The organism is Streptomyces sp. GbtcB6, assembly GCF_019091475.1.
GTDB lineage: Bacteria > Actinomycetota > Actinomycetes > Streptomycetales > Streptomycetaceae > Streptomyces > Streptomyces hyaluromycini.
Window position 1 is genome coordinate 59211 of the sequence record NZ_JAGXJL010000044.1, and the last position, 13506, is coordinate 72716.

Annotated in this window: 9 protein-coding genes, 1 tRNA gene and 3 pseudogenes; 4 read left to right on the forward strand and 9 right to left on the reverse strand. The window is 68.6% G+C overall.

The annotated features are described in order from the left end of the window. The first annotated feature begins 409 nt into the window (after nucleotides 1–409). Together KVT45_RS43255 and KVT45_RS43260 are read left to right on the forward strand one after the other, a co-directional pair. Nucleotides 410–2728: a SpoIIE family protein phosphatase gene (locus KVT45_RS43255; RefSeq protein WP_308311037.1), complete on the forward strand. Its 2319-nt coding sequence runs from the start codon at nucleotides 410–412 to the stop codon at nucleotides 2726–2728. 333 nt (nucleotides 2729–3061) lie between these two features. Then, nucleotides 3062–3492: pseudogene (locus KVT45_RS43260) on the forward strand (4-(cytidine 5'-diphospho)-2-C-methyl-D-erythritol kinase); the annotation flags it as partial. Nucleotides 3493–4028: 536 nt separating this feature from the next. On the opposite strand, the gene KVT45_RS43270 reads toward KVT45_RS43260, so the two are convergent. Next, complete coding sequence (locus tag KVT45_RS43270) at nucleotides 4029–5210, reverse strand: CapA family protein (RefSeq protein ID WP_217555003.1); 1182 nt, start codon at nucleotides 5208–5210, stop codon at nucleotides 4029–4031. A 1222-nt stretch (nucleotides 5211–6432) separates the two neighbouring features. Here KVT45_RS43270 and KVT45_RS43275 point away from each other — a divergent pair. Beyond that, entirely contained in the window at nucleotides 6433–6837 is a 405-nt protein-coding gene (locus KVT45_RS43275; RefSeq protein WP_308311038.1) for a DUF6416 domain-containing protein, read from the forward strand. A gap of 112 nt (nucleotides 6838–6949) precedes the next feature. Here the strand turns inward: KVT45_RS43275 and KVT45_RS56930 are convergent, their stop codons facing one another. The 5 genes and pseudogenes from KVT45_RS56930 to KVT45_RS56945 form a co-directional block, all read right to left on the reverse strand. Beyond that, nucleotides 6950–7186: a hypothetical protein gene (locus KVT45_RS56930; RefSeq protein WP_254648194.1), complete on the reverse strand. Its 237-nt coding sequence runs from the start codon at nucleotides 7184–7186 to the stop codon at nucleotides 6950–6952. A 306-nt stretch (nucleotides 7187–7492) separates the two neighbouring features. Then, a complete protein-coding gene (locus KVT45_RS43285) occupies nucleotides 7493–8785 on the reverse strand; it encodes a NucA/NucB deoxyribonuclease domain-containing protein (RefSeq protein ID WP_217555005.1) in 1293 nt (430 codons plus the stop codon). Between the two features lie 107 nt (nucleotides 8786–8892). Continuing rightward, the gene (locus KVT45_RS56935; protein WP_254648195.1) at nucleotides 8893–9285 is read right to left on the reverse strand and encodes a hypothetical protein; all 393 of its coding nucleotides are present in this window, start codon (nucleotides 9283–9285) and stop codon (nucleotides 8893–8895) included. 264 nt (nucleotides 9286–9549) lie between these two features. Then, entirely contained in the window at nucleotides 9550–10161 is a 612-nt protein-coding gene (locus KVT45_RS56940) for a hypothetical protein (RefSeq protein WP_254648196.1), read from the reverse strand. Nucleotides 10162–10359: 198 nt separating this feature from the next. Next, nucleotides 10360–10588 (reverse strand): annotated as a pseudogene (locus KVT45_RS56945) (hypothetical protein). A 20-nt stretch (nucleotides 10589–10608) separates the two neighbouring features. On the opposite strand from KVT45_RS56945, the pseudogene KVT45_RS43295 reads away from it, so the two are divergent. After that, a pseudogene (locus KVT45_RS43295) lies at nucleotides 10609–11073 on the forward strand (tyrosine-type recombinase/integrase); the annotation flags it as partial. Nucleotides 11074–11141: 68 nt separating this feature from the next. Here the strand turns inward: KVT45_RS43295 and KVT45_RS43300 are convergent. The 3 genes from KVT45_RS43300 to KVT45_RS43310 all read right to left on the reverse strand — a co-directional run bounded on the left by KVT45_RS43300 (nucleotide 11142) and on the right by KVT45_RS43310 (nucleotide 13382). Continuing rightward, nucleotides 11142–11217 (reverse strand) — tRNA-Arg (locus KVT45_RS43300). Nucleotides 11218–11452: 235 nt separating this feature from the next. Continuing rightward, entirely contained in the window at nucleotides 11453–12076 is a 624-nt protein-coding gene (locus tag KVT45_RS43305) for a PASTA domain-containing protein (RefSeq protein ID WP_308311039.1), read from the reverse strand. Between the two features lie 349 nt (nucleotides 12077–12425). Beyond that, complete coding sequence (locus KVT45_RS43310) at nucleotides 12426–13382, reverse strand: DUF2993 domain-containing protein (protein WP_217555006.1); 957 nt, start codon at nucleotides 13380–13382, stop codon at nucleotides 12426–12428. Nucleotides 13383–13506 lie beyond the last annotated feature (124 nt).

Genomic DNA, 13506 nt, shown 5'->3' on the forward strand with positions numbered 1-13506 from the left:
GGTACGCGTTGATCTGCCCAGGGAACACGGTGCGGGTGAACTGCGAGCACCGTGCCTCCTTGGTCCCGGTGCTCGTAGTTTCCCGGCGCCGCAAGATCGCTTTGCCGGCGTTCAGGGCTTCGCCGGCGAGGCACGGCCAGAGCGGGTGCCTGCTTGGACATACCGCGCATTCTCGGCTGATGTGCCGGTGCGGCCGTGAAAGCCCTCGGCCGCCCGCTCGCCGGCGGATTCGGGACGGGCCCGAATGGTGCGCGGGTGGGGCGAGGGTGGGGCGAGGCAGGTCGCCTGAAGCTTGCGATCCCATGGCGCCAGGAGCACTGTGGATACTGCCTGCGACAAGAGATCAGAGACCACCATGCACACCTGGGGCAGGCGGAACACTCGCCAATTCACCGGTGCTCGCTTGGACGTGTCCGCCGCGACAGGCGTGTTGGACCGGGACGGCTGCGTCACCCACTGGAGCAGTGGTGCGCAGGAACTGCTCGGATACGCCCCTGTCGAAATCATCGGCAGGCCGGTGGACGACCTGCTGACGGCCGAGGGAACGCTGCGGCACCGCGACGGCCTCCCGCTGCACGCGCAGGTGCACCTGTGCCCGCTGCAGGACACCGATCGGGATGGCGGCTTCCTGCTTCTGCTGACGGCCATGTCCGAGGCCGCGACGGACACACCCCGGGATTCCTTGCTCCCGCAGTGGATATTCGAACAGCAGCCGCTTGCCGTTGCCATCTGCGACCTCGACGCGCGCCTGCTGCGCGGGAACGAGCCGATGCTCGGAGTGGGGGGCCTTTCCGAAGAGGAGGCCCGCGGTCGGCGCCTGACCGAGATCCTCCAGGGCAACGCCATCGAGGAGGTGGAGCGGCGGGTCCTGCGAGTGGCCCGGACCGGGAAAGCGGAAGTGGCGGAGCCCATCGTCAGGCTTCCCGGGGAATCCAAGGCTCACGCCTGGGCCATGGACGTCTTCCCGCTCAAGGACGCGGACGGCTCGGTGCGTGCGGTGGGCGTTACGGCATCCGACTACTCCCAGCAGTACGACTCCAGGGAGCGCATCGCCTTGATCAGCGAGGCCAGGACCCGGGTGGGTACGAGCCTGGACATCGTGGGAACCGCACGAGAATTCGCCGAACTCACTGTCCCCCGCTTCGCCGACTTCGTCAGCGTGGATCTTCTGGAGCCCGTCTTCCAGGGGGAGCTGCCCGCGCCCGGCCTTCCTCGGGGTGTCACTGCCCTGCGCAGGGCGGCACACCGGTGGGCCGCCGGGCACGTGCCCGCCCTCGATGCGGTGATCAGCGCTACGGAAGTGCACCCTCATCCGTGGTCGTCGCCGGTCGCCCGGTGTCTGGCCGAGAGTCGGGCCGTTCGCCACAGCACCAAGGATCCCGAGGTCATCCGCTGGCTGGCCGAGGATCCCGTTCAGGCGTCACTCGCGGAGTCGTTCGGCCCCCACTCGCTCATCGCTGTGCCGATCCGTGCTCAGGGCGTTTCCCTCGGGGTGGTCCTGTTCGTCAGGTACGCGGCCTCGCACGAGGAAGCCTTCGGCCCGGACTGCACGGCGATCAGCGAGGACCTCGTCGACCGGCTCGCGATCTGTCTGGACAACGCTCGCCGGTTCACGCGGGAGCGCGGCATCGCGCTCGCACTGCAGCGGGCCCTGCTGCCCCGGGAGTCGGCCGTGCACCCCGCTGTGGAGACGGCAGCCCGTTACCTGCCCGCGGGCGGCGGAGCCCAGGTGGGCGGTGACTGGTTCGACGTGGTTCCCCTGCCCGGGGCACGAGTCGGCGACGTCGTAGGACACGGCATCAACGCCTCCGCGACCATGGGACGCCTGCGTACCGCCGTGCGCACTCTTGCCGACATCGACCTGCCGCCCGAGGAACTCCTCACCCACCTCGACGACATCATCACCCACACCGCGGGTGAGCAAGGCGGCGAGCCCACCGGTGAGATTCCCGGCGACATCGGTGCCACCTGCCTGTACGCCGTCTACGACCCGGTCTCCGGCACCTGTTCCCTGGCCCGCGCCGGCCACCCCGCCCCGGTGCTGATCCACCCGGACGGCACCAGCAGTGTCATCGACATGCCCTGTGGCCCCCCGCTGGGACTCGGCAGTCTGCCGTTCGAAGCGGCGGACGTCATCGTGCCTGAAGGGGGCCTGCTGGCACTGTTCACCGACGGTCTCCTCAGCACCTGGGACCGCGACATCGACGAAGGGTTCTCCGACCTGCGCAGTGCCCTCGCCCTCCCGGCCGCCTCGCTCGACGCTCTGTGCGACACCGTCCTGGACACCCTGTGCCCCGAACCGCACGCCGACGACGTCACCCTGCTCCTGGCCCGCCCCCGCATGTTCGACCAGGACCGCCTCGCCAGCTGGGACCTGCCCGGCAATCCCGCGGTCGTCGCCGACGCTCGCCGGCTCGCAGCGGAACAGCTCGCCCTGTGGGGACTCGCGGAGGCCGCGTTCGTCACGCAGCTGGTGGTGAGCGAGCTGGTCACCAACGCGATGCGGCACGCCGGAGGGCCGATCCGGCTGCGGCTCATCAAGGGCGAGACGCTGATCTGCGAGGTCAGCGACGGAAGCAGCGTCAGTCCTCACCTGCGCCGGGCCCGAGTGTTCGACGAGGGCGGCCGCGGCCTGTTCATGGTCGCCCAGTTCACTCAGCGCTGGGGCACCCGCTACACCCGCACCGGCAAGACCATCTGGGGCGAGCAGGTGCTGCACATGTCGTAGGTACGGCAATCCGGCCCGGGAAGGCGGTCACGATCGGCAGCGACATCTGCCTGGCAGCTCTGAGGATGATCTCCAAGCTGCTGCCCTGATCACCTCACCCGTGCGGGCCTTCACTCACCTCGACCTGGGTGAGACGGGTGAGGCGGCGCGCGCGGCGAACGCCCCGACTCCTTGGGGGCGGCGAAGGTCCAGCGCCAAGTGGACGGATGCCGAGCCCCCGATCAGCTCATCGGGGGCTCGGCATCGGCTGCTGTCGGCCGCCTGGGCCACGCTGCCTACGCCGCCCGCCCAAGGAGCCCCACGCCAGCGAGCAGCACCGCCCGCGCCGGCACCGTGCGCGTCCCCGCGAAGGTGAACGTCCGGCTCGCGGTCGGCGGGCTCCGCCCGGACGGCTTCCACGACCTGGCGAACGTCTTCCTCGCCCTCGGGCTGTACGACGAGGTCACGGTCACCCCCGCCGAGAGCCTGCGGATCACCGTCTCCGGGCCGGACGTCGCGCAGGTCCCCACTGACGCGACGAACCCGGCCGCTCGCGCCGCCACCGCCCTCGCCCGGCTGCACGGCATCGAACCCGACGTCCACCTCCGCATCGCCAAGGACATCCCGTCGCCGGCGGCATGGCGGGCGGCAGCGCTGACGGCGCGGCGGCTCTGCTCGCCTGCGACACCCTGTGGGGCACCGGATCCACCCACGGCGAGCTGCTCGCGCTCTGCACCGACCCCGGCAGCGGCGTGCCGTTCTCCCTGGTCGGCGGGGCCGCGCTCGTAGCGGCGGGAGTCCCCGGGGGCGGTGTGCGGGACGCCCTGATGGACGCCGCGGGCGTGGCCGTGTTCGTCTTTCTCCGAAGACCCTGGAACTCCTCCCATACGTTTAGTAATCGTGACAAATTCGGGCAGGCGTGCCGACATGCCCTCGTCGGCTGGCCCTCCCTGCTCCTCAAGGACGGGCCGTTCGGCTCCCTGGACGCGGGCACCCACGACATCGACGAGAGCGTGTACGTAGGCGACCGCGTTGTCGTCCTCTCCGCGGGGCCAGGCTCCCGCGTCACCCGCGACCTCCCGATCGCCCTGCCCGGCGACCGGGACCAGATCACCACTTGCGGCTCTCCCGGCTTGGTGGCGCTGCGCACGGAGGTGGGCCGGGCGGTACGAGGCGCTCCGAGGGGTCCGAGGGGAGGGCCGAAATGAGCAACTGCCAGGATCTGCCGTCTGCCGTCTGCCGAAACCACATCCCGCCTCGATCCGCGTGCCCTCCCAGAGCCAAGCCCGAGCCCCCACAGCGCAAAGGATCCCGTGACGGTCTACGGGCGCTGGATCGTCCCGTCCGCCGAGATGTGGGCGGCGTGCGAGCCGAAGTCCTCCTCCGACAGGCTGGAGGTGAGGTCGATCGCCTCGCCGCCCGGCTCCGGCGTGCCGGGCTCCACGATCTGGGTCGGACGCAGGCGCCCGGACACGTAGGTGCCGTCGGCGCCGAGGGTGACTTGCAGCACGCCGCTGGTCGAGAGTGTGCCGTCGAGGCCGAGCACCTTGTAGCCGGAGAAGTTCCCCAGGCTGTAGGCGATCAGACGGTCCTTGTAGAACTCCATTCCCCGCATCACGTGCGGGCCGCTGCCCACGACGAGGTCGGCGCCGGCGTCGATCACCGCGCGGCTGAAGCGGTAGCTGTCGCCGCGGTTCTCCCCGAGGAAGTACTCGGTGCCGGGTTCCACGTGGGTGCGGTCCGATCCCTCCGCACCGGCATGCATCGTGACGATCACGATGTCCGCCATTGCTGCAGCGCGGGCGGTGAGCCGCTGTGCTTCGGGGATGTCCGTGAGGTCGTTCGCCCCTCGGTCGGGAGCGAACCCGATCAGCGCGACCCTGATGCCCCGTACCCGCTGGATGGTGATCTGGCCCAGGCGGCCGGTGAACGGCAGGTTCACGGAGCGCAGCGCGGCGAACGTCTCGCGCCGCCCCTCCGCCCCGAAGTCGTCGATGTGGTTGTTCGCCGTGTTCAGGACCGTGAACCCGGCCTTCTTCAACCAGCGGCCATAGGACGGCGGGACGTGGAACGCGAAGCAGTTCGGGCCGTCGATGTAGTCGCACTTGCTGGAACCGCCGGTGGTGAGCGTGCCCTCCAGGTTCCCAAGCACCACGTCGCCGTCGAGCAGGTCCTCGACAGGGTCGAAGAACGAGGCGCCGTCATCCGGCGGCAGGTCGTCCGGCAGCGAGCCCATGACGATGTCTCCCACGGCGGCGATCCGCACGGTGCCGGCAGGGTGGTGCGGTGGCGCCGGTGCACCGGACCTCGTGGTCCCCGTCGTCCGTAGGGGAGTTCGGGCGGAACCAATGGAGGCTGCGTCCTGGGAGCCGGGGCGGAATACGAACGCCGCAACCACCACCACGCCGGTCCCGACCAGACCGAGGGCGAGCAGGCGGTGACGGCGCACCGGCTTCTGCCGCTCGTACCGCTGCCGGGGGCGCCGTTCGGTCGACCTGATCATTGGCTCATGCTACGAAGCGGATACCCTTCCTTCACGGAGGGTCATCGGCTGGCGTGTTCCCGACGGCGTTCCTGTTCGCGCTCAACACCGCCTGCGCCGCTTCGCAGCACCGGCCACGAGTCGGGCGGACCTGCGTAGTGCCCGACAAAGCGTAGACCGTCGCCCGGCAGAGCACCGGCACGGTATCTCTGCGCTCCGACGCGTGCACCAACCTGCTCGGACCGGCTGGCCGACTTCGTGACCGATGCGGGGTTTGCGGACCCGGAGTGATCGCATGCCACGCCGCCCAGGAGGCGCCCCGAAGGCCAGTGATCGCGCGGCGTTGATGTCAGAAGCGGATGTCAAAGGCCCCGGACCGCGATCGGTCCGGGGCCTTTTGCCTGGTGCCCCCGGCAGGATTCGAACCTGCGACACCCGCTTTGGGAGTTTTCTCTGGGCGGGGCTGTGACCTGCGGAAACATCGACTGCGGGGTGCCTGGCTTGGGAAAACACCCCTCTGTAGTTCTCGCGTGTTCTCGGGATTTCCCGTCCCCATGTGTGCTGAATCCGTTCCGGCGAGGACTGTCGGCGAGGCTGTCAGGGACCCTCCTGGCACGGGAGGCACTGAAAGAGGTGTCCTTCGTGCGCCTGTGAAAGCTTCTCTCCGTGGTTCTACCAGCCAATGCCGTTTGCTGGGTGGGACGGCCCGATCGCGGTGAACGGTCACAGGCGGGCGAAACCCTGGCTGACGAGCGCGCGCAGTTCGCGGGTGGACTGCGGCGCCAAGCGGTATATCCCGTGCACACTCGCCGCTCTGCGCAGCTCTCCGTCCACGACGCGCTTGATCTGCCGTTCGCTGCGCCGCTACCAGGTGCTCACCGACAGTGTCGTAGTCCACCAGGCGTCCGACCTCCATGCCTCCGAGCATCCACAACTGCTTGCGGAACACGCGTATCGGATAGGTGGCATCCCTCGGCTTTGACCCCCGCTCGCGCGAAGCTGGGCAGGGAGTGATGCGGCCCGCCGAAGCACGCTCAGTCGTTCACCCTCGAAGCCGTCGGCGACGAGCGCCTTGCAGAGGTCGTTGGTCCACAGGGTGGTGTACGCGTCAGCCAAGGCTGGAAGTCATTCGATCCCACTGACATCACCATGCTTGTCCAGTGCCGCAAGGGCGCATCAGCATCCCAAGGTGTTTTCGTGGCCGGGCAGAATGGGGCGCCCAAGAACGACCGTGGAGGCAGACGTGACGGTGTATCTGGCTGAGGCTGATCTGCGATGGACGGAGCACTCTGGCGAACAGGGGCACTACAGTGCCCCGGAATGGGGCCCGGAGGACTTGGATCGCGCCGCGGTGTTCCTGGCCGAACTCCCGCCGCAGGCCGGGCGGGTACTCGACTACTTGCTGAGGAACCCGGGCCGGGCGATTCACTGCACAGAGCTGGTGGACAAGGCTCTGGACGGGCCGAACGAGGGCGATCCCGCTCGCCGCGTGGCGGGTGTGGTGTCAGGGATGAGCAAGGCATACGACAACAGTGGGCGGCGCTACCCGTTCTACTGGTGGGAGGCCCCTGAAGGGAGCACAGGAGCAACGTACGCGGTCCGCCCCTCGGTGGCGGCGGTGTTCCTGGCCGCTCGACTCGGGCAGTGACAGCGGGCACCGAATCCTGACCGCTGTCTCTGTCTATGGCTGCGTCAAGCAGAGTTACTTGGCATGGCTCGTCTCTCCGCGAAGAGTTGCGGTGTACGGCGAGCGCGGGCTGTCATTCGTCATCATCGTCGTCCGGTTCGGACTCCCGGGTGAAGGCTAGGTCGAGGACGTAGCGTTCGTCAGCGGGGCACTGGGACCAGGCGTGCTGGATCTGCTCGAGGGTCCAGTCGTCGGTGATGCTCGTCAGGGTCTCGTCGTAGTAGGTGGATGCCGCTTCGCGTCCGGTCCACCACGCGTAGCCTTCGTACACCCCCGGGCGGGGCAGGGTGATCTCGCCGGCCGGGCCCATGGTCAGCTGGTTGACGACGAGGGTGCCGGTCTCGGACTCGATGCTGACCGGGGTGTGGCCTTCGGCGTCGGCGGGGGGGCTTGGGGGGTGTGTCCCAGATGCGGACGGTGACTTGTACGTTGATGCGGGGTTGGAGGCTGAGCAGGTACAGGTGGTAGCCGTTGCCAGCTACGACCTGTACCTCAGCGGCTGCCATGGCTGCTCCGTCACCTAGGTAGGCGTCGGTGTCGTAGACCTCGACGAATCGGCGGTCGGGGCTTGCTGTAACGCTGTGTTCGGCGAGGAGCGCCATGGGATGCCTCTCTGTCAGTCGGTGATCTTCACATAGAAGGGGTCGCCGTCCAGGACCCGGTTGGTGGTGTACATCGCCAAGATCCGTTTGCCGCCTTCGCCGTTGTCCGTGCCACTGATCAGGCGGACGGAGTACCGGTTGTCACCCTTGGTCGATCCTTCTTTTGTACTGGCGAAGGGGTACTCGTCGCATTCCAGGCCGGTTCCGGAGTAGTCGCCCCACACCGCCCTGCACTCCTTGGTGGACTTGTCGCGGTTCTCGTTCTGCTTGGTTGGGTCGACCAGCCGGTGAAGGGGCTCCTTCTCCCCGGGGACGGTCTTACCCGCGAAGGACGGGAAGGTGCGCTCCGGGTGCTTCAGGGCGTCGTAGATGTGTAGAGCACTCTCGTTGACCTCGGGATCCTTGCGGCTCATCACGAGTTCCACGCGGGCTCCGGTGAAGACGGTACCCCTGTGCTTGCCTGCCACGGGTCCGGCGTAGTCGAAGCGGACGCCGGAGTGGTAGGCGTCGACCTCGCTGTACGGGGAGACACTTGGCGACGAGACGCCGAGGTCCATAAAGACCGTCGCCGCGACCTTCTGCTGGTTGCCGTTGTTGAACTGGGCTCCCAGATCTGGAGAGGCGTACGTGAGCGTCCATGTGGGCTTGTCGTTCCAGACGCCGAGAAGTTCGTCGCGCTGGACCGTGCCGGGAGCCGTGACCTGCGGATTGGGGTCGCTGGCACTGGCGTTGACGTCGTCCCGGAAAGACTGCGCGATGCTCCACTTGGTGGCGTCCTCGGGAGGCGCGGTCTGCACGCGGATGTTCTCGACGCCGGCCAGGTAGTCGACCCTGCGGCTTCCGTCGTAGGCGAAGCCCAGGGTCCACATGTCGAACCAGAGACGTCCGATGGCCTCGGTGCCGTTCTTGTCGCGCAGGATCAGGTCGTACGGCTTCTTCTGACAGCTCTCGAAGCGGCTCTTGATCCAGCCGGCCTGGGTCTTCGCGGCCGCCGCCTGCTTCTCGCACTGCTGGCGCAGGTCCGACTGTTCGTCCGCGGGTGCGCGTCGGACTGTGTGCCCCTGCCGCGTCTGCTTGCTGTGCGAGCGCCGGTAGGCGGCGAACGGAACCGGGTGGTTCAGCTTTCGGAGCTCGGACTTGGGAACGGACGCGGCGTTCACGAACCCTGCGGCCGTCGCGGGTCGCGGTGTGTGCGCCTGAGTGGGCGCCGCGGTCGCGGCGGTAGTGGTCAGGAGGGTCACGGCGCAGGCGGCTGCCGCTCGGCGGGCCCAGCGGACCAGTCGTATTCGGTGGTTGGGGTGCTGCATACGGAGTTGCTCCCTGGGAAGCGTGGTGAAGTCTCGGATGGTGGAAGGCATCGGCCGGGATCGCTCGTGGCGGCCGTCGCGGGTGGCGCCTTGCTGGTTCCGTCCGCTCAGGAACGGCACATCCCGCCCCAGCAGGCTTCGAGGAGCTGGCCGGTCCGGGCCGAGTACACGGCGGTGAAGCCCCGATAGCGCCGGTGGTCGTGCTCGAGTCCCGGCGTCATCTGATGGGAGCTGACGGTCCATGTCGGCTCCGTCCCGGTGCCCAGGGACCGTTCCGCGGTGGTCGACGACCGGGCCAGGCCGATGTGTTGCGGGTCGACGGCGAAGGAGTGCGCGGCGCGCTCGCGGAGGGACGCTGCGCTGGGCGTGTCGCCGGCAGCGCGGGCGGCCATGACCTGTGGCTTGGCTTCCAGAGCGACGGCGTTGCAGACGTGGGCGGTCTGCACGCACTCGGACAGGCCGGGAACCGTCTGGAGGCAGCTGTCAGGGTCCTGGTCCAAGCACGCGGACAGGGCCTTCTGGTCGACGCCGTTGAAGGTGGCTGGTACGTCCTCGGTTTCCAGCAGAGAGGTCCATGACGTCGGGTCGTCTGCGTCCCGCGTTGCGGCGGCGGAGGGAGCGGGCTTACGCGGCTTGCTCGCCGTCCACTGGGTGAACGTGGTGTTGTCCGTCAGCTTGCTCGTGAAGCAGTACGGCGGTTTGTTCGTGCTGCTGCAGGTGGGCAGCGAGAGAACCTTGGCGACGTTGTTCGTGGCAACCTGGTGTCAGGACTGGTTGCCGTCCATGAACTGCATGCGGTTGGCGATGTCCGGAACGTTCGTGTGCTGCGGGCCCGTCACCTCGAGACCGACGTCGACGCGGTTGGTGGCGCCCCCGATGACCTTGAGCTGGTCGGTGGTGCTGCCGACGGTGTTGAAGTCGTACAGGACGTCCCACTGGTTTCCGGTGTCCTGGCGAACCAGCATGTACGTGTGGTTCCGCTTGTCCGGTTTGCTCGGGTTCACGCCGGCGGTGATGGCCTTGGTGCGTCCGCCGTCCTTGCCGAGTTCGGTCCAGCGGGGCCCGTACTTCATCGTGGTCTTGCCGGTCTTCTCGGCGTACAGGCCGATCTCGATGTTCCGGCCGAACTCGTCGCCGTCGGTGTTGGGCGTCACGCGCAGGTAGTTCGCCGTCTGCACGGTCGCGTCGGTGCTGACCTGGTCGTAGGTGATCGGTACGTTCCGCCAGGTCGCGAAGCCGCCGATCACGGGCTGGCCCGGTCGGCTGCACGTCATGGCCCAGAAGGTGATCTGGGCGCTGTACATGGTGTTGCAGGCGGTCGTTGGAGGGGCCGCCTGGGCTGGTGCCGCTCCGGCGAGCGGCATGGCTATGCCCACGCCTGCGATGGATAAGAGGGCCGCAAGTCTCCTGCGTGTACGCAAAGTTGTTCCCCGTGTGACTGAAAGTGATGGTCGCGGCACAACTTATCGAACAGGTGATCTCATAGCATCTTCATAAGAACGTGTTGCTCCGATCAAGGGCGTGATTACTGCCACGCACTGACGCGGTTTCGAACACAGGTGGGCCCGGCCAGGTCACCGACCGAGTGCCGACCAGGCGGCGACAGCGAACGCTGCGACACCCGTGATCGCGCTGATGGCCGGGAGGGGCCAACGGGAGCGCTTGAGCCGTGACGCGGCCGTCCAGTTCCTCGATGGCCTTGTCGATCTGGTCGGAACGCTGTACCAGGAGTGCGAGTTGGCCGTCGATCCGCGCGAGCCCGACATCGAGGGCGCGGCGGAGTTCGGCGAGCTCCAGGGTGATCTCTCCTCGGGCGTGGCGGTCGTTCCATTCGCCGCCGTGGCGTCCTCTACGACGACGATCCCAAGAGCCGCCGTCGCCGAGCCGTCCCGCAGCCCGCCCTCTGCATCGCCCCCCTGCGCTGGCACCGCATGCGGCAGGCGGGCGCCCGTGCCAAGGCGGGGGAGAAGTGGCACCACTCCGACTACGCCTTCGCCACCCGCACCGGCCACCCGGTCGAGCCGCGCAACCTCTACCGCTCCTTCACCCGCGTCGCCGAGTCCGCCGGCCTCCGCGTCATCGGACTCCACGACGCACGCCAGGGCACCGCCACCCTCCTCACGGCTGCCGGAGTCGCGCCCCGCATCGTGATGGAAATCCTCGGGCACTCCCAGATCAGCATCACCATGGACGTGTACACCCACGTCGTCCAGGACACCCAGCGCGAAGCCATGAGCCACATGGACCGGCTGCTGAGGAACAGGAAGAAGCGGCCCAGCCGCGGCTGACCGCCCCCGTTGATGTCAAAAGTAGATGTCAAAGGCCCCGGACCATGATCGGTCCGGGGCCTTTTGCCTGGTGCCCCCGGCAGGATTCGAACCTGCGACACCCGCTTTAGGAGAGCGGTGCTCTATCCCCTGAGCTACGAAGGCGGGGCTTGCGTGGAGCGTGGGTGAATACTCTGGGTGAGCAGTCGCCCCCGTTGTCGCAAGGGTGGGGACCGCTGTTGAGGGCGGTCGTTGACAGCCTAGCGGATCAGCGTATGGCGGTGGGCTGAGGTGGAGCCTCTCTGGTCCGTGGTCGTGATCGCGAGGGCTTGCTTGCGGCGCACATGACGGGGCGGGACCACGGCATCGCGGCGGCTCGGGGGGAGGGGGAGGAGAGAGATCACGGGAGCGGGAACGTGGGTGGTGGGGGCAGGGTGGGGGTGCTGTTCGGGGTTGTGCGGTGTCGTGGGGTGGCGAGCTGTACGTCGATGGGTGAGCCTGCCGCGGCCGTCTCGCCTGCCGTGATGCTCTGGTCGACGACGGAACCCGCTGGGGAGGTGCTGGTGACCTCCGTCGTGGTGCCCAGTTTCAGGTTGCTCTCGGTCAGCAGCTTCCTGGCCTCGCTCACCGTCCGGCCCGTGAGGTCGGAGACCGTGACGCGCTCGGGTGCCTCGGCCGCGGTGAGCGTGATGTCCGTGCCCTTGGCCGCCTGTTCGCCGGCCTGCGGGTTCTGTTCCAGGACGGTTCCGGGAGCCCGTGTCGAGTCGATGCGTCGGGTGCGCACTTCGAAGCCCTTCTCCTCCAGGGTCCGGGGCGCGTCGGACTGGTCCTTGTCCGTGACGTCCGGTACCTCGGTCTTCGGTGCGCCCGTGGAGACGACGACCGTGACCGGCCGGCCCTTCGCGAGCTGTCCGCCGGCCGGGGTCTGACGGCAGACGAGGCCCACGGCCTGGTCGGCGCAGGGCTCCCGCTTGTCGATGGTGCCGGTCAGCATCGCGTTGGCCGGTTTGATGTCCCGGCGCACGATGCCCTGGCGGTGCGAGTGCGCGAGGGCCTTGAGGACCTCGGCCGTGAACTCCAGCGCCCGGCCGGGCTCCAGGAGCGGCTCCGAGCCCGGTACCTCACGCAGGGATGCCCCGTCGACATGGGATCGGAGGTCCGGGCCGGGGCCGTATCGGTGCGCCGGATACGTTCATCCGCTGGTGTCGGGTTCCGCCCCCCGGCGCGGAGATGACCGATGGCCGGCGTTCGCCCATCGCCGGAATGCGGCCGGAATGCGGCCGGGATGCGGCCGGGATGCGGCCGGGGTACGGCCGAGACGTGCGAGATATGTGGGGCGCCCCATCTTGGGCGATGTGAGAGCGAGAGGCTTCTCACGGTGTCGCTCGGGCCGTCGCGAACCTCGTCGTCGTGGTCAGGGCGGTCAGGCGCGACGAGCTGTCCTGTGTCGTCGTGCCCTGCGCTGAGTTGTCGGCGTGGAACGTGACCGACGTGCCCGAGAAGCGGGCGGTGAGGCCGCTCTCCGTGGCGGTGACCGAACGCAGGTGCAGGCCGTCGGGGATGTTCCGGAGCTGGATGGGCTGCTCGAAGGCCTTGTCGAGGACGGTTTCCGCCGCCCCGGACATCAGGCCGCCCGTGACCTTGAAGTCCTTGAACGCGATGCGGTTGCCGGCGACTGCCGAGACGGTGGTCGTCGCGGTCACGCTGTTGCCGAGGGGGAGGGCGACGGTCGCCCTGAGCCGGTCGGGGCGGCTGCCCCGGGAGACCTCCAGGCCGAGGGCGTCGGACACGTCCGCGTAGGTCAGCAGGGCGGTCGCCTCCGCCGACCGGGCCCGCGCCTCCTGGTCGTCGTCCGACTTCGTCAACCCCGCCAGGTGCAGGGAGAGTTCGCTCACCGGCAGGGGGCCGGTCGAGTCGGCGGCGGGTATGTCATGGGCGGTGATGTCCACGTCCCGCAGGCTGTCGGAGGCGATCTGGGTCAGGACCGGGAAACCGTGCACCCGGACCTTGGGCGGCAACGGGGTGTGCATGCCCTGCTGGAACGCCTTCGCCGTCCGGGCCTCCACCTGTACGGCCATGAATCGGTCGACGGCCACCGGGGCGAGGACCAGCAGAAGCAGGGCGGCGACGGCGACGACGACCGGCCGCCGGCTCCTTCGCGGCGCGGGCGGCTCGTAGCTGGCGTGCGGGTCGTAAGTGTCGTACGGGTCGTAAGTGTCGTGCGGGTCGTGGGTGTTGTGGGTGTCGAAAGTCGCGTACGGCGGCTGGTGCGGCTCGTGCGCGGCTTCGTCGCTGTATTCGTACGGGGGTTGCGGCTGGGACTGGTGCATAGGGGGTCCTTTATCGGGGGGAGTGGGTCGGTCCGAGGTCGTCGTGCAGGTGGCGGACCGTGGTGGTGGCGAGGTTCCTGTCGACGCCGGCGACGATCAGGGCGGCGGTGGCGGCGGTGGCGGC

Excerpts from the sequence above, each read along its gene's own strand:
- KVT45_RS56930 (WP_254648194.1), bottom strand. The coding sequence starts at position 7,186 with ATGGGCCCGGCCGGCGAGATCACCCTGCCCCGCCCGGGGGTGTACGAA.
- KVT45_RS43270 (WP_217555003.1), bottom strand. The coding sequence starts at position 5,210 with ATGATCAGGTCGACCGAACGGCGCCCCCGGCAGCGGTACGAGCGGCAG.
- KVT45_RS43285 (WP_217555005.1), bottom strand. The coding sequence starts at position 8,785 with ATGCAGCACCCCAACCACCGAATACGACTGGTCCGCTGGGCCCGCCGA.
- KVT45_RS43310 (WP_217555006.1), bottom strand. The coding sequence starts at position 13,382 with ATGCACCAGTCCCAGCCGCAACCCCCGTACGAATACAGCGACGAAGCC.